This window comes from Lentilactobacillus raoultii (assembly GCF_900411375.1).
Taxonomy (GTDB): Bacteria; Bacillota; Bacilli; order Lactobacillales; family Lactobacillaceae; genus Lentilactobacillus; species Lentilactobacillus raoultii.
Genome location: NZ_LS422987.1, coordinates 35,176 through 55,525 on the forward strand (window position 1 = coordinate 35,176; position 20,350 = coordinate 55,525).

A 20,350-nucleotide genomic window follows, 5' to 3' on the forward strand; every position below is an offset into this window, starting at 1 on the left:
GATAGTAAAACACCAGTCATTTTTTGATGCATTTGCTGAAAAGTTGGCAAAATAGGGAGGATTATCATATGGGGTCATTTAAACGAACAAAGTTGTGGTTAGGTTTGGCCGCAACCGCCTTATTACTGGTCGGTTGCGGGCAGGCCAAACAAAGCGCTAAGAAGCAAGTCATCCGCACATCAATCGATTCTGAATTAACATCGGTCGATTTGTCCAAAACAACGGCACTAAATAGCTTCACCGTTTTAAATAACGTTGATGAGGGACTTTTTCGACTTGGCAAAAATAGTAAAATCGAGCCAGGGATCGCGAAAAGTTACACTGAATCAAAAGACGGCAAAACGTATACATTCCATCTTCGCAAAAACGCCAAGTGGAGCAACGGTGATCCGGTCACGGCTCAGGACTTTGTTTATTCCTGGCGACGGACGCTGAATCCCAAAACGTCTTCACAATATGGTTACCTGTTTTCAGGCATTAAAAACGCTGATAAGATTCAAAACAACAAGGCACCAGTTTCGTCCTTGGGAATCAAAGCTAATAGACGTTATCAATTAACGGTGACCCTCGAAAGCAAGCTACCCTTCTTTAAATTATTGATGGGCTTTCCAGTATTCTTCCCACAGGATGCTAAAGCTGTTCAAAAATATGGTAGTCGCTACGGTACCGCGGCCAACAAACAAGTTTATAATGGGCCGTTTACGCTAACCAAGTGGACCGGTTCCAACCTCTCTTGGACATTGAAGAAAAATCCTAATTATTGGGATCATCAACATGTTAAATTAGATGACGTTAAATACAGTGTCGTCAAGGATCCATCAACTGGTTTGAACCTTTATAATCAAAAGAAGCTAGATATGAACGGTCTTTCCAACGATCAGGCCAAGCAATATCGCCATAATCAAAACTTGGTCACCCGAAAACAATCGTCCAGCTACTATATCGCCTTCAACCAAAAGAAAAAGGTCTTTCAGAATTTAAAAATCCGTCAAGCCATTTCGATGGCCATTAATCGGCCGATGTTAGTTAATAAAGTGGTGGGTGGCGGTGCTATTCAAAACGACAACTTTGTCTCAAAGGGGCTGGCAGTTTCTCCTAAAAATGGCAAAGATTTTACCGCCGAAACCACGGCACCAGCTTCAATGACCTACAATCTACCAGCAGCCAAAAAGCTGTTCGAGCAGGGATTAAAACAGGTCGGCATGAAATCACTTAAGTTCACCTTGATGGCGGGAGATGATTACGACACCAAGCAGCTGACCGAGTATTTGCAAAGTGCGCTTGAAAAGCTGCCGGGATTAAAAGTATCGCTTAACAACATCCCGGCCCGAGTAGTGCTTTCCCGTCAAGCCGACCATCAATTTCAGGTTACAGTAGCGGACTGGTTTGCAGATTACGCAGACCCGGTGACCTTCCTAAACATTTTGACCTCTAAAAATCCAAGCAATATTTCGAAATGGAAAAATGCTGCTTACGATCGCTTAATTGCCAAGAGTAACGATCAGGATGCTGACAAACCAACTGCCAGGTGGCAGGATATGATCCAAGCCCAGAATCTGGCCTTGAAAGATCAAGCCATCGTGCCGCTTTATCAATCAGGTGAAAAATGGCTTGTGCGCTCAAAAGTTAAAAACGTCATTTATAATACTGCTGGACCAAACTATAATTTCAAAGAGGCTTACGTTAAATAGTTAAAAAACGATTACATCCCTAAAAAGAAGGACGCAATCGTTTTTTTAATGGTGACTCAATTTTCTGCGTGTCACTTGAAGCCATTAATAAAGATGATAAACAAAAACTGCTTCGTAGAGACTGTACCCTAAAAGGACGGCAAAACAAATAATCGAACCAATTCGCCGTTTTCGCACACGTCCTTTTCTCATGAGATCAGTGAATGCCACAATAATTGAAATAATCAGTAACAGAAAAAAGATTGGTATCAGAACCGTCATAGGAAATCTCCTTTTGGATGGTTAACTTGTACTCGCGACAATAAATTGTCGACCTAATCAACTTATCATAGGTCCGGTTACTGACGCAACCATTTTCTATAGGCTTGTGCTATGGCTATTGGCAAAAAAGCAGTGATGTAATCACGATTTTTAGGTAATTGCATTACTTCCTTAATGGTTTCAATCATATCAGGTTTTAAACTAATTTTGCCAATACATTAAACAGTCCGAGCAAAGAATGCGGCCACATCATCCCAGACATCATCCAAATACCCTTTGGCATGTCGACTTCCCGTCAACATCCTGGTTGTATAGGGAATTTGATGCTCAGTTAATGTTTGCGCCATCGTCAAAACGCCGCTGGTCGGCACAAACTCATTTAACGAGTTGGCCAGATACATCGGTCCGGTTTGGTCAGTCACCCGATGATAGGGGGTAGCCGCTTCATACTGATCTGTGCGGCCGTTAAAGTAGTTGGTGACAAACCATTTATAAAATGGATCATTGGCACCGGTCTGATTAATATTAGCGCTGGCCGTACTGTTAAAGCCGCTGGTATCACCTTCTGCGGCCACCACATCTTCGTGCTGGCTCAGCCAATGATCGATATCTAAAATGCCAGAAAGCGACGCCACCGGAATGCCATATTTAATCGCCAGCTCAACGACCATGTTGCCGCCAGCTGATGAGCCAAAGGCGCCAATGTGATCATGATCAAATGGTAAATCTGACTGCTTTAGCCAATCATATAACCGATCCATATCTTCAAGTGGCGCCGGATAATAGGCTTTTGGCGTAATCCGGTAAGCCGGTGTCACAACCAAATATCCGAGTTCAACAAAGCACTTGGATGAATCGGCATCCTTTGATTTATTACCGCGGAACCAACCACCACCATGAATATCAATGATGGCGCCCTTAGCGGTTTGTACATCCCCATCATAATAGATGTCAGTCTTTTGATGATTAACAGCATCATACTCAATGTCGGTTTTAACAACTAAATTTGCCATGTCAAAATCCCCTTAGATAGATCTTACCAATTAATACTTCTCACAGGCAGTATCTACCCAAGTCTGGGACAAATCAACTAAAACGCTTTGCTGGATTACTAAGTACCAATACTGGTTACACTAAACGAACCGATAACCAAAAAATCAGCACATACAAAACGATTATTATTGGTCCCAAAATCCTTAACCGTCTGAAATAAGTGTCTTTTTCATCTCGGCTTTTTACAACCTGTTTGCCAAAAAGAACGAGGCCAACTGCTAGAATTGCCGGGATGCCAATGACCAGGCCAATATATAGATAAACGCTCATTAATTTTTCCTTTCAAGTTCAATCTGTTAAATGTATACCAGCCGTTAACTATTGAAAGTTTATCAAATATTTTGTGCCATGTCATCATGGTTAAACAGGTGGAGGGCAAACCTGGTTAGAACTTGACACAGTCCTAAATATTTTTCCGCTGACTATCTGGACAACGTCGCCTCTAAAACCAAGGATTAGCGAATCATATCATTTTTCAGAAAGTTTCTTATATGCTCGATTGCCTGCATGGCACCTGAAACATTGGCTGAATAATTAAAATCCGGATGAAGAACGCCCGCCTGTTCAGCTCGATCTAACGGCCCAATCCAAACACTTTTTCTGGCACCAGCTAATAATTCACGATCGTTATCATCATTTCCAAACGCAATATAATCATCTTTTGGAAACAATTTTCTAAGGGTTGCGTACTTGTTGATGCCGGTTGCCGTCATATCTATATTATGTTCACCGTGATGTTCAACAATGGAAAGGGCTGTCTGGCCCCTTAACCGCTTTACCAATAATTGCATTTGTTGGTTGCTCAGATTCAATAAGATTGCTTTAATTGGTTGTCTTAACCCCTTTAAGTCAACATTGTGTGCTAGGTGATCAGGATCAAGTTGCCTCAAAATAGGGCTTCCCTGTTGGACATGGGCTGAATAATCCCATTTTCCATCAATCAGATAATCCAAATGATTAGCTTTAATCAGCATCTTTAAAAACTGGTAATCCTGACTCTTGATGGGGCTGGTCACGCAAACTTGTCCTTTCAAGGAAATGATTGAGCCATTTCCGCCGATTAAACTTGAATTAGAAAACATCCTGACAATTGGCAACAAATCTCGAATTGGTCTTGCAGAAGCAAAGACTAATTCAGCTTGCTTAACTGGCAGTGCTTTAATCTCCCTAATGATTTGATCGTCAATTTTTTGACCATCAAAACTAATGGTACCATCAACATCAAAAACTAGTTTCATAACTTAAATATCACCGTCCATTTTAAAAAATAAATGTTCTCAAAATCTCACATTACGTTTAATAAAAATATAGCATAACTGAGATCGATTCAAAACATTTTCATTTTCTACAATAGCTCAGTATTATTTTATTCATTATAGTTAAAACATTGTATAAAAATACGATTAAAATTAAATATGCGCGATATTTATAAGCATTTCATTTTACTATTTTTCGATTAGCAGTATGATAAGTTTAAATTGATGGGTAATTTCTGCGTAGTTCCTTTGAGATTTAATGAATATTAAGCTAAAAGAGGCGCTAATAATGACTAAAAAAGTAATTACAAAAAAGAACGATTAGTTTGGCTAGTCATCGTCGTTCTTACACCATTCATCTCAACTGATCTGATAATGGAATATTTTTTGGATAATTGGCACCCATTTCATTTGCCACAGTGGCTAATCGTCGCTGCTATTTATTTTACGATTTCTACTGTTGTCTTTGTGATCATGAATCGACTGTTTCTTAAAAAATTTAGAAGCCAAAAATAAAATTTTCATAAATGGAATTGCGATGAATTTTGATCGGTAGGCAATCATCATATTGCTTCTTAGTGTTTGGTTGGTAATAAATACGCTCACAAGGAAGATGATCAACATTGAGAGATTTTGTCATTAAACTAACACCACTATTCTTGGCATTCTTCTGGATAATCTACATTCTTACAGAGTTTCAATCCGTTGACAAACCATTTCTAATTTTAGTTGTGGCAACCGGCTACACACTCTGTATTTGGTTGGTACTCCTTTTTGAAAAATACAAATAGTATTTCAATCGTCATTATTTAAGGAGGAATTACTAATGGCTAAAAAAGGATTACTAAAAAAGAGCGGTTGGCTTTGGCTGCCACAACTCTTATTCCAATAATTTTAACTACTTTGATGATGGACTATTTCTTAAATAACTGGCATCCACTTCATTTGCCGCAATGGGTTATCTTTTTTGCTATTTCATTTATAATCTACATTCCTGTCTTTATGATCATAAATCACCTATTTCTCAAAAAGCTTCAAAACAAAAAATAAGGCTTCCTTAACGAAGCCAAACCTCAAAAGGGCCTTTAAATCAGTCTAAAAACTGACCTAAAGGTCCTTTACCATTCGAATTCATTTCACTCTAATCGAAGCCCCATTCGAAGTAGAAAAGAAATCTCAATGGACACTCCTCAGTTTAACCTCTTTTGATCACAAAGCCAAAATCAATGTCTTGATCAGCCGGAATATGGTATTGTGGTTCCACATCGGCACCCCAACTGTCAATACCGCCAACACCCCGAACTGCGCCCAAAATTGAGACCACCGTTCTCCTTGGTAATGGCAGTTCTTCAATGTGGGTGGCGTTTTCCAACTCCTCAGCCGTGTAAGGCAAGGCACTAAAGGCAAATGGTCCAGTTAATTTTTCAAACTTCAAACTAAACGGCACCGTTGAAGCATCCGAATTATCCTTGGTACTCTGCCGGGTGACCGTGACCCAATTGGTTTGCATATGAACGCCATTATCTTCCGGGACCAAATACTTCGTTACCGGTAAACCTGCTACTTGATAGGTTCCTGGGATGCCGCCAGCCATTCGATCCGGATAGGTTTCCCCTGATAGGCCATTATATTGATAGCTAACGGCCTTGGTGGGCATGATAAACCGCATCCCAAAGACCGGTAATTCCGGGAGTCCCTTCTTCCCCGCATAGTGCACCTTTATCTGAAGGGCACTGTCAGGGGTAACCGAGTAAGTAACATCGACGGTTGTTTGAGGGATCGTCAGCGTTTGGTAATGGTAACTAATTTCAACTTGTGCCGCCGTTTCGTGATCGGAATATTGATTATTTAACGGTGGCTTGGGGAACTCAATTAATTGACCATTAACCTTAATGTCAATCGACTTAACGTCAATAAACATGTCAGCCCCCAGCCACTGAATTGACTTTTTTGAAAAGCCATTGCCCCGGTCATTATCGGTGGTTGCCCGCCAAAAAGTCGGTTTGGGTTCACGATATAACCATTCTTTACCGCCAATTACCAGTGATTCCAAGCCGCCCCGTGAATAACTAAAGATATAGTGAAAATCATCCCCACCAACGCCAAGCGTGCCATCACCGTAAACAACTCTTAATTGCTTAGTATTTACCATAATAGTATCTTACCTCCTGCATGGCTGGTTTTTCAGTTCGGTCGGCAAACATGAGGCCGTCACCGGAAAATTCATAGTCGGAAACCCGATCGTCAAAATCCCCACCGTAACGCAGGACCTTTTGACCGGTTACTTCATCTTTAACTTCAATCGCTTGATCAATGAAATCCCAGATAAAGCCGCCTTGATACATCGGGTACTTATCAAGCAAGTCCATGTACGACTTCATGCCACCAATGGAATTGCCCATGTCATGCATGTATTCACAAAGCAGAAACGGCTTTTGTGGATCATGTTTCAAATAATCTTCAATTTCAGTTGGGGTGGCATACATTCGACTTTCAACATCGGAAATGGTGGCTTTATATTTCGGATTATGGAAGACCCCTTCATAATGAACCAGCCGGGATGGGTCCGTTTGCTTATAATACTGATTCATAGCCTCAATATCATCCCCGGCATACGATTCGTTTCCAAGCGACCAGAATAAAATGCTGGTGTGATTCTTAAACGTCTCGTAATTATTTTTGGCTCGATCAAGAACCGCTGCCCGCCATTGAGGTAGTGAGCCCGGCACATTATCCGAAGGCTCCACGTCTCCCAACTTTTGCCAAGTTCCGTGGGATTCCAAATTATTTTCAGCCATCATGTAAATGCCGTTGACATCACATAGGCGATACCAGGCAAGATGATCCGGATAATGGCAAGTCCGCACTGCATTAATATGATTCTTCTTAAAGGTAGCAATGTCGGCCTGCATATCAGCCATCGTTACAACCCGACCGGATTTGGCATCCCACTCGTGGCGGTTGACGCCCTTGATAATCAAGCGTTGACCATTTAAGGTGATTACCTTGGCCTGATTAATTTCAATTCGGCGAAACCCAAACTGATATGGCACAATTTCCAATGGTTGACCGGCCTGATCCGTCAACGTAATGGTTAATTGATAAAGATAAGGATTATCGTGGTCCCATAAGTGAATGCTTTCAAGTGGCGTATCGGCCAGGCGAACATCCCCATCGGCTTTTTGACTGCTCTCATAAACTTGATGGCCTGCAGCATCCGTTACGTTTAGATGAGCGACCGTTCCGGCTTGCTGGCCGTTGAACTGCGCATCGACCGTTAACCGGCCAGATTGAAAGTCATCGTTGACCGTTGGTTTAATCGATAAGTCTTCCAAATGGACTGCCGGTTGGGCGATGAGCGAGACATCCCGAAAGATCCCAAAGAATCGGAACATATCCTGATCTTCCAGGAAACTGGCCGTACTTCGGTTAAAAACGGCGACTGCCAGCGTATTCTCACCATCGACCAAGTAAGGGGTTAAATCAAATTCATGCGGCGTAAAGCTGTCTTCCGCATATCCCAGAAAATGGCCATTCAACCATGCATACATCGCCGTTTGAACACCTTCAAACCGAATGCGAACCTGATGATGTTGCAAAGCCGGAGCCAACGTAAATTTCTTAACATATTGACCAACATGGTTGTCTTTACCCTCGCTGAACATGCCGGCACCGTCCTGATCCGGTCCCATCGTATAAGCCGGCCGGCGGAAAATTTTACCTTCCCATGGATACAAGGTATTAATGTACTTAATTTTATGATAACCGGCAAATTCAATTAATCCCGGTACTCGAATGGTGTCAAAATTACTACTGTCAAAATCAGCTTGATAAAAGTCTTTTTGACGACTCATTGGATCTTGGGCATAGGCAAACCGCCAATCCCCATTCAGGCTCTGAACGAAGCTGCTTTGGTGCTGGTTTACTTCATCCTGATTTTTAAAAAATTGGTGGTCGCTATGAGCCGGTATTTCGTTTACCCGAAAGACTTCCGGGTCGTCCAACCAACGTAATGCTGCTTGAGTGACCGTTTTTTGACTCATGAATTCTCACACTCCTAACTAACAAATTAACGTCCTACCATTAATGTAAGCGCTTCACATTATTTTGTCAATCTGTTATTAAATTTTTTCATTGATGTTTAATTATTTTTAATGAGAATTGCAGAACGTTTCATTCCTCTCAGTCAACATGAACTGGTTTCCTAAAAGCCCATTAACCAACTCAGTGTGAATTAGTAGTGCCAACGCTCACTGCCGCCAAACCTCAACCGCTTTCAATTTTAATTAGATATCGGACTAGAATGGTTGATTTTTTATCGTAAAAGTAATATATTAATATATGAAACTGATATACTAAACTGAAATTATTTATTTGCCCGTTTTCAAAAATGTCAAAGGAGATTTCGCTGAGATGTCAATGAATCGATTAACCAGCTTGCAGAAAATTGTCGACGCCGGTATTATCGCTGTGGTCCGTGCTGATACTCCGGAAAAAGCAGTGGCAATTAGTCAGGCTGCAATTAAGGGCGGTGTGACCGGAATCGAATTAACTTTTACGGTTCCCCACGCTGACCAAGTGATCGGAAAATTAACTGCTGAATTACCAAATGGTGTGATTGGTGCCGGAACTGTTCTGGACGCTACTTCCGCCCGGTTAGCAATTATGGCCGGAGCCGGCTACATTGTTAGTCCGACTTTCGATGTCGATATTGCTAAGTTATGTAACCTATATCAAATTCCTTACCTTCCTGGTTGCAGTACCATGAGTGAGATGCAAAAAGCACTTGAGGGCGGTTCGGATATTGTTAAACTCTTCCCGGCTGTCGTTTCAGGATCAAGTATGATCAAGGAACTTCACGGTCCGTTCCCACAAATCAACGTGATGCCAACTGGTGGTGTCAACTTGGATAATCTCCAAGACTGGTTTGAGGCTGGTGCCGTCTGTGTCGGTGCCGGTGGTAATTTGGTTGGCCCAGGTGCAACTGGTGATTATGATCAGGTTACTGAAAACGCCAAGGCTTATATCAAGAAGTACCAAGAAATTAAGTCAAAGTAGTCACAATTGCTTTAAACCATCCTTTTTAAAGAATTGCACCACTTGATTTGTAACCTCAAAAGCACTGTGTTTAAAACTGTTAGTTTAGCTGGTTTTAAACACAGTGCTTTTTTGTCAATTGGCCGAATATGGTAAACTATGAGTTAAGTTCATTATTTTAGTAGAAAAACGAGGAGCGGGTATTTTGGGAATCACCATTAAAGATATTGCCAAATTGGCGGGCGTGTCACCAGCGACAGTTTCGCGGGTTTTAGCCAATCAAAGTGACTTCTATTCAGAGAAAACCGCCAAGAAAGTCCGTCAGGCGGCTAAAAAATTAGGCTATCAGAAAAATACCAATGCCGTCGAACTGGTTACCCAAAAGAGCCACGTGCTGGCTGTGATCATCAGTACGATTCAAACCAACGCCGCCGACCAAATTATTAACGGCATTCAGGAAACTGCCATTAAAAAGAATCTCGACGTGATTATTTTGTACGCCGGTGAGAAGAACGCTGATTTGCAAAAACGGGCGTTAGAAACGGTGATTGAACGGTCTGTAATGGGGATTCTCTTAGTGGCAATCGATTTGGATCCACAGAACGATCAATTACTTAAATCGGCCAACATTCCATTTTTATTCTTATCAATTGGCTTCCTAAAAAATCGCTTTCCCTTTATCTCATCGGACGATTTTCAGGTTGGCTACCAAGCAACCGACTTTCTGCTTAGGAAAGGTCACACTAAAATCGGCTTTGCGGCTGCAGATCCTGAAACGGTGATCGGTCAACTGCGATTAGCCGGTTACTGGAAGGCCTTGTCAGATCATCACATCACCCCACAGTTGAATTGGGTTTACGACGGCGAATTCACCTATGACGATGGCTTGGCCGCCATGGCCCACTACACTAAAAAAACGGCTTTGACGGCCGCTGTGGCTTCAAGTGACTTAGCTGCAATTGGCATGCTGAACCAGGCGCAAAGTCAGGGACTGCGAATCCCGGAAGATTTTGCGGTTATCAGTATTGATGGCACTTTTTTGTGCTCGATTATGCGACCCCAAATTACCAGTGTCACCCAATCATTCCACGAAATGGGCGTCAAGGGTGTCGAAACCATCGTTAGTCAAACCCGAGGCCAATTTCAATCGCGGCATACGCCAATTAAAATTACAGAACGCCAAAGCACTTAACTTCTTTGACACCACCATGTAAAAATCGGCAGTCCTTCGCATTTATCTGAGAGAACTGCCGATTTTTTATGGTCAACCATCAAGTTAAACTGTTGACTACTTTTTATCTTTATTAACACCTTTGCCCGGTGCTTCATCGTCTGCCAAATTAGCCGGATAAGGGTTCAATTTAAAGGCTTCGTCCTGACGCGGCGCACTTTCATTAACCTCGCCAAAGGCTTTGTGAAGCGTCACGGTTCCCCAAGCCGGGACAGTTACCCGCTGCCAAGTTAATGGTTGACCGTTAACGGTAACTGCCGCTTCAAGTGGCTTACCCGTTGGATTATACAAGTGTGCTGAAATCGAGCCATCCGGTGCCAAGAAAGCCACCGAGCCAAGGCCGCCTGTATACCCATCCTGCGTGTAAGTGGTTGAGCCGATCACCTTTGAACCGGGAACAACGTCTTGGCCAAAGTTTCTGAGCATGTAATACTCCAAATTTCGTTGCACCTTACCAGTTGTATGATCAATCGTCACGACACCCCGTCGACCAGTTGAGCCGACCATATTTGGCAGCCCACGTTCATCAAGCGCCATGTTCCATAGAAAAATCGATGAGAGTCCCTGACGAACCAGCCAATTACCAATCAAGCCAAACATAATGTGAGAAGCATCTTCTGGTGTTTCTTCAATCATGCAGCGACGTTCCGTCATGGCCAATTTCCAATGTGGAAACGAGCGACTGCCCTTAAACAGGTTGGTATACGGCCCATCATATGTGTGGAAAGCAAACCCGTCAAAGGCACTGGCCTGTTCCGGGGTAATTTCATTTGCAATCTGATCATTTAAGACGTTCAAACTGCCATCCCAGAAATAAATCTTCGTATCAGGGAAAGATTTATCCAATGCCGGCCGCAAGTACTTATAGCCAAAGTTGGCCAATTCCGGAATCTTCCAAATCATTGCCGGCCAAGCTGCGGCATTCGACGGTTCGTTTTGAATAGTAATCGCATAGATCGGAATCCCCAGTTTCTTGTAGGCTTCAATATAACGAACGAAGTATTGGGCGTAAACGCCTTCAAAAGTATCCTTTTGTTGATCGTAACCATTACCGGTATATTCACCGAATCGGAAGTGACCACCCATCTTTAATTCGCCAGTATTCTTCATCCAAGCCGGTGCCGACCAAGGTGACGCCATAATCTTAACCGCTGGATTGATTTGTAAAATTTCTTGAACCACCGGCACAATATATTTCAAGTCCTTAGTCGCATCCGGTGCACCCGGCTGACCCTCGCCAATCGAGAATTTCGATAAGCTGGCATCGTGCTCGCCAAATGGGACATCGTCGTAAGTATAATACGGTTGACTAGCCGGTTCACATGAGCCCAACGGAATACGAATCGTTGAGTAATTCCCTTCCTTTGGATCAAATAGTTCGTGCAGCAACGCACTTCGTTGTTCCTTACTCTGTTTCCAAATTAAGGAAGCAGCCGCATCGGTAATTGCTGCACCGGCGCCCAACCAATCCTGGTGCTTGTCGGCAGGATCGATCACAATCTTTGCGGCATCCCTAGCATCATCTTGTGGCTGTGGCGTATCGATGTGATCCCGCTTTTGCGAAAGATCCCCCGCTGTTGCCGTCCAAAATTCGGTTGGAAATAGTCCCTTTGATGTGTTCTCTGACATTTACTTAAACATCCTTTCTAAAAACAACTTTCATAACAAAATTTAATGATTGGCGATGACAGTCGCCACTTTGGTTTAACGCCTGCCCTTGGCAAGCTCCCAGGTGTCTCGTTCCATGTGTTCAAAATCAAGTTTAACTCGTTTAATCCTACTTAGTGGACTCGTTTAATCATTGCAATAGCAACTCCACCAACAATTTCCATGCAGACTGCAAAGATAAAGATGGCTTGATAACCAAAGGCTTCCACAATAGCTGAGGCCACCATGGCCCCCAACATTTGCCCAAGGGTGTTGGCCAAATTAATTAAACCTAAATCTTTACCTGCAGTATCGGATGATGGCAGCACATCCATGTTCAAAGCACCATCGACGGAGTTATACAACCCATTTCCAAAAGCGGCGATAACAGCGTAGGCAAACATGGCCCATGGCTTTTGAACAAACAGTGGAAACAGTGCTGCGCCACCCAAGGCAAACGTGGCAATCACAACTGGTGCTTTAACCCGCTTGAGCTTATCGGCTAACGGGCCACCAACCAGTGCGAAGAAGACACCGATGACTAACATAATCATTGAGAAAACCGAAATTGACTTACCAGCTGCCCCGGTACTTTGACCAATGTAATCGGTAAACAAGAACAATAGAAAAGTGGTCACAATCGTTGAGCCAACCACCATAAAGAATTTTCCAGTTAACGCCAGGTAAAAATCACGAGCATCATGTGTTGGGAAGAAGAAGTACTTCTTAAGGGTATCCTTGTTTAAATGAACTTTTGGCTCATCCAAGTTTCCTTTTTCCTGAATCAACAACTCATGGATAATCGCTAAAACTACCGTGCAGGCAGCCATTGTATAAATCCCAAACTTAACATTGCCCAGGAATTGAGCTGCTAATAATGCAAAACCTTGTTGGGCAATCGTAAAGCCAACGCCATAGAACGTTGACACGGTTCCCCGCCATTTCGGGGCTACCCGGTCAGAAATCTGTGGATAAATCGCCGCGGCAATCGCATTTTCGGCCGCAGCCGCAATGATCCAAATCGCAATAATAGCTGGAATCGATTGAATGTTAGCAATCACGACTAAAGAAATCGCAATCACAATGGTTCCTAAAACGATGTATGGTTTCCGTTTACCAAACCGGGAACGGGTTACATCGGAAAAGGCGCCAAATAACAGATTAGCGATCGCACCGGTAATTGAAGCGACCGTGGCTAAAATGCCGACAGCCCAAACCTTTTGAGCCGGATCAATTTGACTGAATAATTGCGGAATTAACACACTTCGAGTCGATCCAATTGGCCCATACCAGCAAAGTGGTGCTAAAAACATGGCTGAGGAAATCATCCAAGGCAGCTTGGGCTGTTGTGAATCTTTGACCCGCGCATTTGTAATTTCACCAACAGCCGTTTTGACCTCTTTTGGTTCATCAGGTTGGTTATTTTGAGACATACTGTTCACTCCTCATATAATTAATTTTGGTTTCGCTTACATTTTTGAGAAACCATGCCCCCACATCAAAGCTTGTGACCCAAGCCCCCCCTTTTTTTAAATTTTATTGATATATTTTTTACTAAAAAATTAGGTCGAATTGAAATTTTAATATATCAATTATCTAGAATTTAACACTTACAGAAAGCGCTGTCAATATTATTCGAATTTATTTTTCAACACCAAAAGTCTCTTTTTGATACTAAATTGATTTTTATGCAATAAATTATTGCAAAAATATCCTGGATTAATAAACGTATTTTAGTAAATTTCATATCAAAAAATTGTTAAAAAAACGGTTTCGACAAATTCGTCAAAACCGTTTTTAGCTTATTCAATTTAATTAACCTGTTTTAAGCGTTCTTCTCAAGCGCTTCCCACAATCCTAACAGGTACGTAATGCCAAGTGCCCGATCGTATAGGCCATACCCGGGACGACCGTCTTCGCCCCAAATGTTGCGACCGTGATCTGGCCGAATGTAACCATCGTAGTCGGTGTCATGTAAGGCTTTCATAATTTCAAACATGTCTAATGAGCCTTCTGAAGAAGGATGGGCCGACTCATGAAAGGCTGCTGGGCCAACATATTTGATGTTTCGAACATGCATGAATGGGACCCGATCTTTAGGAACAAATTCACGAATAATTGCCGGTAAATCATTCTTTGGGTTCTCACCAAGACTACCTGTACAGATCGTAAAACCGTTATAGCGTGATTCATGAAGCTGTTCAATCTTTAGCATGTCGTCACGATTTTTAAAGATTCTTGGCAGTCCAAATAATGGCTTAGGCGGGTCATCCGGATGCATCGCCATGCGAACATCATATTTATCACAAACCGGAATAATAGCATCCAAAAAGTATTTTAGATTTTCACGCAGTTTATCGGCATCAACATCTTTATAGGCCGCAAAAAGCTCTTTTAAAGCAGCCAAGCGTTCAGGTTCCCATCCCGGCAGACTAAAGCCGTGTGACCCAGAATTCATTTCGGCCATTAAATCTTCGGGGTCCTTTGGTAATTTGCTTTCTTCGTACATCATGGCATTTGACCCGTCAGCAAGTTGATGGTGTAAATCCGTTCGCAACCAGTCAAAAACCGGCATAAAGTTGTAGCAAATGACCTTAATCCCCGCTTTGGAAAGGTTTTTAATTGTTTGAATGTAATTTTCAATGTATTGGTCCCGGCTGGGAAGTCCGATCTTAATATCATCGTGGATATTAACCGACTCGATGACCTCCAACTTCAAGCCGGCATCTTCAACCTGATTTTTCAAAGCGTTAATTTTTTCCTGCGGCCAAACATCGCCCACCGGAACATCAAATAACGCACCAACCACCTGTTTTGTTTGGGGAATTTGTCTGATCTCGGCTAAGGAGATTGGGTCATCCTTTTCACCAAACCAGCGAAATCCCATTTTAAGATTTGCCATACTTTCCTCCTTAATCAATAAAAGCTACCAAAACTAATATTCTAGTATATTACCTAGCTAATAATTTAACACTGATAGAAAACGCTGTCAAATGAAATTTCACAAATTGAAATAAAGAAATTATCGTTAATGGCCACCCTTACAACGATAGTTTACCAATAAACTGAGCGGCTTTAATCACTAAAACATTGTCGGAATAACGGAATACTAGTATACTTGATCTTAATCAATATAAGATCCGAGGAGTTTACTCATGCAGAGTCTTAACGAAATTGCGTATCAAACAATTCTTGAAGATATTTTAAAATTAAAATTAACGCCTGGCGAACGGGTTCAGGATAAAAACCTGGTTGACCAGTTAAACATCAGTCGAACCCCTGTCCGAGAAGCTATTTTGCGATTAAAAAACGACGGCTTAATGGATACAGTTCCCCAAAGTGGTACCTACGTCACTAAAATCAGCTTGAAGAGTGCGTTAAACGCCCGCTTTGTCCGTCAAAGTGTCGAAAGAAGTGTGGTGGAAGAAGCCTCCCAGACAATGAGCGATTTTGATATTCTGGACGCCCAAAATGTGATTGAAAAACAAAAACTGGCGGCAAGCAATCACAGTAGTGTCGACTTCTTTTCTTTGGATGATGATTTCCATAAAAAGTTCTACACTGCCATCCAAAAGGGCGAAGTGTGGACTTGGTTAAAAGTCCTCACACTGCAACTGGATCGGTACCGATTCCTGCGAATTCAAAAAACTGAAATGCCGTGGCAGGAACTGATTGACCAACATCAGGGAATTTTAGAAGCGGTTAAAAACCATGATAAAGTGCTAAGTGGTCAGCGCGCCTACGATCATCTCAACCTAATGTTAGCGGAAAAAGGTACGTTGGTAGCGGAGTTCCCGGATTACTTTGTGAAGTGAGCGGATTCAAGCGGTTAATTCACGAAGACTAAGGCGTCTCATGGTGAAAAGCCGGATTTTGGCTTTTTGCCATGAGATCCCTTAGACGCAGTGAATTGCTTGAAATAGCTGTCCTAAGATCAGTGAGCGGAGCCCGGCGGTTAGACTCCGGAGTGTAAGGCGTCACTTGGGGAAATCCTGTTTTTGGATTTTTCCAAGTGATCCCTTACATGGAGGAGTCTGCCGGGTGTAGCTGTCCTGATAGCAGTGAGCGGATTCAAGCGGCTAATTCACGAAGACTAAGGCGTCTTATGGTGAAAAGCCGGAACTTGGATTTTTTTCAAATGGAGTAAGCAATTCCCCCACACTCCCAGCCACACTGTCAACAAATTTTGTTGGCAGTGTGGCTTTTAGTTTTGGCAGTTGACGATCTGATATATTAATATATAATTAAGTGTAAGCGGAACCACACTTTCGAATTTAGGAGGATTATAATGAAATTAACTTCTTTTGGCGAATTGATGCTACGGTTCAAACCAGCGGATCGGACCCGAATCATTCAGGCCACTGCTTTTGAAACTTCATTTGGTGGTGCAGAGGCTAATGTTGCCGTCTCATTGGCACTATTTGGCGATCAAAGCCGTTATCTGACCAAACTGCCTCAGAACATGCTGGGTGAAGCAGCTTTATATCGTCTACGCGGATACGGTGTTGAAACGAACCAGATTCTTCGCGGCGGTGAACGAGTCGGCACCTATTATTTTGAAAAGGGGACTAGCCTTCGTGGCACTAACGTCGTTTATGATCGAGCCCACAGCTCATTTGCGACTTCGACCAGTGACGAATACAACTGGGATCAATTGCTAAAAGGAACCGATTATTTTTACGTTTCCGGAATTACCCCTGCCCTTTCATCGGAATTGCAGCAAGCGGTACTGGACGCGGCCAACTATTGCCATACTCACCAGATTAAAGTCGTTTACGATGCTAATTTCCGGGGAAAATTATGGTCTTCAAAGGATGCCCAACAATTTTCCAAAAAAATCATGCCATTTGTTTCAATTGTCCTTGCCCACGACGAAGACTTTGAAGCTTCATTTGGAATTAAAGCTTTTGATGGCGATATGACAAACGGGATTGCCCAAAAGGCGCAGTTTAAAGCGGCTATGAAGCAATTAGTCACTCGTTATCCAAACTTGGAAATGGTGGGGTCGGTACTTCGAAATATCTATACAGTTGAAAAAAGCCAGTGGTCCGCAATCCTCCTAAAAAATGACCATTATTACGAAAGTCCGGTTTACGATGTCGACGTGTATGAAGGCGTCGGCGGTGGAGATGCGTTTGCAGCCGGCTTGATGCATGGGGTTTTAAACCATCAAGATGTGCAAGCCCAAGTTGACTTCGCGATCGCTGCCAGTGTCACTAAACTAACAATTTCCGGAGACTTCAACTTAGCATATGCTGACGAAATTGCCAAATTAGCTGCTCAAGGTGGCTCAGCTATGAACCGATAAGCCACCTTTCTTAAAACAAAGTGACCCATCCCAACTAATTCGTACTTTGGTTGAGGTGGGCCATTTTATTTAAGAAAGATCTATTTTTCCAAGGTTTTCTTACGTTTCAAATACTCATCTTCGTTAATTTTTCCCATAGCGTATTGTTCGTCCAAAATTGTCAAAGCAGACGATTGTGGATTAGAGCGGTGGTTATTCCGAAAAGCCAAGTAAATCACGACTAGTAAAATAACCACCAACACAATGGTTAAGTAACTGAAGCCGGATCCCATCCAGCCACTCATGTGACCAAACCCGGACCAACCGGAACCACAACCCCAAGATCTCATCATAAGCATCGGCCTTCTTTCTTAATTTCTCTACTTTCATCATACCCCCATAGGTATCCTGAGAACAACCCTCCCCAAGAAAAAACTATCCGAATTAGGCGAATTACCTGCTCGAATAGTTGAGAAATTAACGTTCTATTAAATTAAATATTTTTTTCGTAACTTGCGTTGTTGCCGTCTTGAAATTTTTAAACCGTCAACTAAATACTGGTCAATCGACCCAAATTCACGCGCAATTTCATCAAACGCGGACTCAAGATACGACCGGTCAACGCCACCATCAATTCTTGCAGTTGCAAGTTCAGCTTCAGTCGCACCAGCCTTTTTCATTAACGCCAATCGCTTTTGATTATGTGCCCGCAAAAAGTCATTTGACGCAACATAATCAGAAAAAATGGTCTGCATATCGACGCCTAAAACATACATAATCAGTGCGCCACCAAGGCCGGTTCGGTCTTTACCAGACGCACAGTGCCACAAAACCGCTTTGCCATCGGTCTTCAGCAAAGCCATGAATAAGTCGTGATAAGCCGTTCGTGCCCGTTGATTGGTGATATAGGAACGGTAATGCTGCCGATTATTCCGATGATTAATCTGATAGTGAAAGCTTTCGTCCGTATCAACTGAATCGTTAATGTACTGAACGCCCGGCATTTTAACATCCGGTTGTGCTGCAACTTCTTGGGGTCGTCGTAAATCGAAATCGATTCCGACGTTATATTCATGGATAAGTATGTCAACGTCATGTTTTGTTAGCTGGTTCAAACGAGCTGATCGCAAAAGCGCGTGATCTTTAATTCGATGACCGTCCCGAGTGACAAAGCCACCGAGATCACGAACGTTAAACGCACCGGTCAACTTAATTTCATGATCGGCTTCCGCCTTTACAGGTGCCAGAGTTTTAATTTGAACATCTTGGGATTCGGAGATTGGAATGGCACCGGCTTCCAATGATGATGTTGTGTTTGAAAATGCTGCATTATGACGCTTCATTTTCTCAACCCCCTTTTAGTCTCACATAATCTAATGTAACACGTTCATTGTAGTTCGTTTAGTAATTAGTTTGGCTTAATTCCTGTAAAAATTCAGTAAAAGTTGCGTATCATTGAGTTGACACCGACATGTCAGGAAAGCGACTTGTTCGCTCACTGATCTTAGGACAGCTTCACCAAGCAACACCGCTCCTGATAAGGGATCAATCTGAAAAATCCAAAACCACGATTTCCCAGATTGATCCCTTATCATCCGGGTGTTAACCGCTTGAATCCACTCACTACATTTTGTGATGCACCTTCAACATAATTAACAGCCAGACAATTAAAGTAACGGAAATTAAGATCACAATCACCCATGCGTCTTCCATCTTTGACAACGGCAACGCCACATTCATTCCATAAAAGCCGGTGATAATTGTTGGCACCGCCATCGTTAATGACCAAATTGTTAAAAATTTCATCGTATCGTTTAGATTATTATTGGCAATATTATTAAAAGTATGATCAATTCGATCGACGACTTGGGTCTCAATTTCGAGCATCCGCTGCACCTGCTCTGCCTCAATCTGCACATCCTCAAATAAGTCCTTCTTATCCTGATCGGCATCCCGCCCAAAATAAGTTCGCGGCAGTCGGTTCAATAAATTCAAGTTGATTTGAGTGGCACTTGATAAAAACGTTAAGGTCTGTTGCAAATGGGATAACGCAATTAAATCAGCGTTCTTGGTATTTCGATTCAACATTTTATCCAAATGGTTCCGCCGCTTCGACGCCTCTCTGGAAATTGGGATGTAACTATCTGCAAGTGCAAACAGTGATTCGAGAATAAACGTATCCACATCCTGGACTTCCGGATTATCAACAGTTTCGCGAAAAGCCGCATTAACTTCTCGAATTCGACTTTCATTGAACGTAAACAGCCGACCCTTATGTAGCAAAATGGCAAATGGCCTGGTAATATAACGCAGGTTTTTCCGATCGAGTGGATAAGGGGCCAAGAAAATAAACAACTGGTCACCCTCATTAATATCATGAACGTAATTTGCACTTTCATCCTTATCGGTAACATAGGTCATAATATCTTCATCAATGGCATATCGCTCTTGAAGTAACTGTCGTTCATTAACCGTTAATCGTTCCGTTTCAATCCACTGAATGCCCGCCACCCGCTGCTCTGGTTTTATCATCGGCCCCGCTCCCTTATGTTTTTTAAATTACATCATCATTTTACCCCTGAATAATCTCTACTTTTAAAATTTGCCTGATTTGGTCCTTTTGAGGGCCATTTTTTATCCTTTCAGGCACTTTTGATCGCTGACAAAACTTAACTGGTCACTAACCGTCACATTTTGAGGGATTAGGGGCTTTATCCAGCTGCTGAAAGCACGCCAAATAAGCCCCTTTAAAATCCTAAATTTTTTAGACCACGCTCAGTTGCTTTTACCTATAATTGCTGGATATTCAGGAGAATCCGCTTGAAAACCGCTTGATAGACGTGGGTCGCACTTAACTTTAACTGAATGCGACGGGCGGTATGAACCA

General features: G+C 42.5%; 18 protein-coding genes. 6 read left to right on the forward strand and 12 right to left on the reverse strand.

Translation table 11 applies throughout. From position 1 onward, the window contains the following. Positions 1 to 68: 68 nt before the first annotated feature. Positions 69 to 1,691 carry a peptide ABC transporter substrate-binding protein gene (locus tag ED605_RS07935; protein ID WP_121978369.1) on the forward strand — a complete coding sequence of 541 codons (1,623 nt, stop codon included), beginning with the start codon at positions 69 to 71 and terminating at the stop codon, positions 1,689 to 1,691. 84 nt (positions 1,692 to 1,775) lie between these two features. On the opposite strand, the gene ED605_RS14615 is transcribed toward ED605_RS07935, so the two are convergent. The 4 genes from ED605_RS14615 to ED605_RS07950 form a co-directional block, all read right to left on the reverse strand. Further along, entirely contained in the window at positions 1,776 to 1,952 is a 177-nt protein-coding gene (locus tag ED605_RS14615) for a hypothetical protein (protein ID WP_162919776.1), read from the reverse strand. Positions 1,953 to 2,170: 218 nt separating this feature from the next. Continuing rightward, the gene (locus tag ED605_RS07940) at positions 2,171 to 2,965 is read right to left on the reverse strand and encodes an alpha/beta hydrolase fold domain-containing protein (RefSeq protein WP_121978370.1); all 795 of its coding nucleotides are present in this window, start codon (positions 2,963 to 2,965) and stop codon (positions 2,171 to 2,173) included. A 115-nt stretch (positions 2,966 to 3,080) separates the two neighbouring features. Then, positions 3,081 to 3,275: a hypothetical protein gene (locus ED605_RS07945; RefSeq protein WP_121978371.1), complete on the reverse strand. Its 195-nt coding sequence runs from the start codon at positions 3,273 to 3,275 to the stop codon at positions 3,081 to 3,083. Positions 3,276 to 3,460: 185 nt separating this feature from the next. Further along, complete coding sequence (locus ED605_RS07950; protein ID WP_121978372.1) at positions 3,461 to 4,243, reverse strand: HAD-IIB family hydrolase; 783 nt, start codon at positions 4,241 to 4,243, stop codon at positions 3,461 to 3,463. Between the two features lie 641 nt (positions 4,244 to 4,884). On the opposite strand from ED605_RS07950, the gene ED605_RS14620 reads away from it, so the two are divergent. Continuing rightward, positions 4,885 to 5,052: a hypothetical protein gene (locus tag ED605_RS14620; protein ID WP_162919777.1), complete on the forward strand. Its 168-nt coding sequence runs from the start codon at positions 4,885 to 4,887 to the stop codon at positions 5,050 to 5,052. Between the two features lie 404 nt (positions 5,053 to 5,456). On the opposite strand, the gene ED605_RS07955 is transcribed toward ED605_RS14620, so the two are convergent. After that, the gene (locus ED605_RS07955; protein WP_121978373.1) at positions 5,457 to 6,413 is read right to left on the reverse strand and encodes a beta-galactosidase small subunit; all 957 of its coding nucleotides are present in this window, start codon (positions 6,411 to 6,413) and stop codon (positions 5,457 to 5,459) included. Further along, positions 6,400 to 8,304, reverse strand: coding sequence for a glycoside hydrolase family 2 TIM barrel-domain containing protein (locus ED605_RS07960; RefSeq protein ID WP_121978374.1), 1,905 nt, complete (start codon positions 8,302 to 8,304; stop codon positions 6,400 to 6,402). The genes ED605_RS07955 and ED605_RS07960 overlap by 14 nt, the downstream gene beginning before the upstream one ends. 376 nt (positions 8,305 to 8,680) lie before the next feature. Here ED605_RS07960 and ED605_RS07965 point away from each other — a divergent pair, with 376 nt between their 5' ends. Further along, positions 8,681 to 9,319: a bifunctional 2-keto-4-hydroxyglutarate aldolase/2-keto-3-deoxy-6-phosphogluconate aldolase gene (locus ED605_RS07965; RefSeq protein ID WP_162919778.1), complete on the forward strand. Its 639-nt coding sequence runs from the start codon at positions 8,681 to 8,683 to the stop codon at positions 9,317 to 9,319. A gap of 184 nt (positions 9,320 to 9,503) precedes the next feature. Beyond that, complete coding sequence (locus ED605_RS07970) at positions 9,504 to 10,490, forward strand: LacI family DNA-binding transcriptional regulator (protein ID WP_121978376.1); 987 nt, start codon at positions 9,504 to 9,506, stop codon at positions 10,488 to 10,490. A 96-nt stretch (positions 10,491 to 10,586) separates the two neighbouring features. On the opposite strand, the gene ED605_RS07975 is transcribed toward ED605_RS07970, so the two are convergent. The 3 genes from ED605_RS07975 to uxuA all read right to left on the reverse strand — a co-directional run bounded on the left by ED605_RS07975 (position 10,587) and on the right by uxuA (position 15,078). Then, the gene (locus ED605_RS07975; protein WP_121978377.1) at positions 10,587 to 12,158 is read right to left on the reverse strand and encodes a glycoside hydrolase family 30 protein; all 1,572 of its coding nucleotides are present in this window, start codon (positions 12,156 to 12,158) and stop codon (positions 10,587 to 10,589) included. A gap of 152 nt (positions 12,159 to 12,310) precedes the next feature. Beyond that, complete coding sequence (locus tag ED605_RS07980; protein ID WP_121978378.1) at positions 12,311 to 13,609, reverse strand: MFS transporter; 1,299 nt, start codon at positions 13,607 to 13,609, stop codon at positions 12,311 to 12,313. 392 nt (positions 13,610 to 14,001) lie between these two features. Then, positions 14,002 to 15,078 carry a mannonate dehydratase gene (uxuA, locus tag ED605_RS07985; protein WP_121978379.1) on the reverse strand — a complete coding sequence of 359 codons (1,077 nt, stop codon included), beginning with the start codon at positions 15,076 to 15,078 and terminating at the stop codon, positions 14,002 to 14,004. A gap of 253 nt (positions 15,079 to 15,331) precedes the next feature. Between uxuA and ED605_RS07990 the strand changes: the two genes are divergently transcribed. Both ED605_RS07990 and ED605_RS07995 read left to right on the forward strand, forming a co-directional pair. Next, positions 15,332 to 15,991 (forward strand): GntR family transcriptional regulator, encoded by a 660-nt coding sequence (locus ED605_RS07990; RefSeq protein ID WP_121978380.1) that lies wholly within the window; start codon positions 15,332 to 15,334, stop codon positions 15,989 to 15,991. A 473-nt stretch (positions 15,992 to 16,464) separates the two neighbouring features. Beyond that, positions 16,465 to 17,484: a sugar kinase gene (locus ED605_RS07995; protein ID WP_121978381.1), complete on the forward strand. Its 1,020-nt coding sequence runs from the start codon at positions 16,465 to 16,467 to the stop codon at positions 17,482 to 17,484. Positions 17,485 to 17,564: 80 nt separating this feature from the next. Here the strand turns inward: ED605_RS07995 and ED605_RS08000 are convergent, their stop codons facing one another. From ED605_RS08000 to ED605_RS08010, 3 genes are all read right to left on the reverse strand, one after another. Continuing rightward, complete coding sequence (locus ED605_RS08000) at positions 17,565 to 17,816, reverse strand: SHOCT domain-containing protein (RefSeq protein ID WP_121978382.1); 252 nt, start codon at positions 17,814 to 17,816, stop codon at positions 17,565 to 17,567. Between the two features lie 135 nt (positions 17,817 to 17,951). Continuing rightward, positions 17,952 to 18,806 (reverse strand): tyrosine-protein phosphatase, encoded by an 855-nt coding sequence (locus tag ED605_RS08005; protein WP_121978383.1) that lies wholly within the window; start codon positions 18,804 to 18,806, stop codon positions 17,952 to 17,954. Between the two features lie 280 nt (positions 18,807 to 19,086). Continuing rightward, positions 19,087 to 19,995, reverse strand: coding sequence for a magnesium transporter CorA family protein (locus ED605_RS08010; RefSeq protein WP_121978384.1), 909 nt, complete (start codon positions 19,993 to 19,995; stop codon positions 19,087 to 19,089). Positions 19,996 to 20,350 lie beyond the last annotated feature (355 nt).

Bases quoted from the DNA above. Each gene is read 5' to 3' on its own strand.
- uxuA (WP_121978379.1), bottom strand. From the start codon at position 15,078: ATGGCAAATCTTAAAATGGGATTTCGCTGGTTTGGTGAAAAGGATGAC.
- ED605_RS07990 (WP_121978380.1), top strand. From the start codon at position 15,332: ATGCAGAGTCTTAACGAAATTGCGTATCAAACAATTCTTGAAGATATT.
- ED605_RS07950 (WP_121978372.1), bottom strand. From the start codon at position 4,243: ATGAAACTAGTTTTTGATGTTGATGGTACCATTAGTTTTGATGGTCAA.
- ED605_RS07975 (WP_121978377.1), bottom strand. From the start codon at position 12,158: ATGTCAGAGAACACATCAAAGGGACTATTTCCAACCGAATTTTGGACG.
- ED605_RS07960 (WP_121978374.1), bottom strand. From the start codon at position 8,304: ATGAGTCAAAAAACGGTCACTCAAGCAGCATTACGTTGGTTGGACGAC.
- ED605_RS08010 (WP_121978384.1), bottom strand. From the start codon at position 19,995: ATGATAAAACCAGAGCAGCGGGTGGCGGGCATTCAGTGGATTGAAACG.
- ED605_RS08000 (WP_121978382.1), bottom strand. From the start codon at position 17,816: ATGATGAGATCTTGGGGTTGTGGTTCCGGTTGGTCCGGGTTTGGTCAC.
- ED605_RS07980 (WP_121978378.1), bottom strand. From the start codon at position 13,609: ATGTCTCAAAATAACCAACCTGATGAACCAAAAGAGGTCAAAACGGCT.
- ED605_RS07945 (WP_121978371.1), bottom strand. From the start codon at position 3,275: ATGAGCGTTTATCTATATATTGGCCTGGTCATTGGCATCCCGGCAATT.
- ED605_RS07965 (WP_162919778.1), top strand. From the start codon at position 8,681: ATGAATCGATTAACCAGCTTGCAGAAAATTGTCGACGCCGGTATTATC.
- ED605_RS07940 (WP_121978370.1), bottom strand. From the start codon at position 2,965: ATGGCAAATTTAGTTGTTAAAACCGACATTGAGTATGATGCTGTTAAT.
- ED605_RS14615 (WP_162919776.1), bottom strand. From the start codon at position 1,952: ATGACGGTTCTGATACCAATCTTTTTTCTGTTACTGATTATTTCAATT.
- ED605_RS07955 (WP_121978373.1), bottom strand. From the start codon at position 6,413: ATGGTAAATACTAAGCAATTAAGAGTTGTTTACGGTGATGGCACGCTT.
- ED605_RS07935 (WP_121978369.1), top strand. From the start codon at position 69: ATGGGGTCATTTAAACGAACAAAGTTGTGGTTAGGTTTGGCCGCAACC.
- ED605_RS08005 (WP_121978383.1), bottom strand. From the start codon at position 18,806: ATGAAGCGTCATAATGCAGCATTTTCAAACACAACATCATCATTGGAA.
- ED605_RS07995 (WP_121978381.1), top strand. From the start codon at position 16,465: ATGAAATTAACTTCTTTTGGCGAATTGATGCTACGGTTCAAACCAGCG.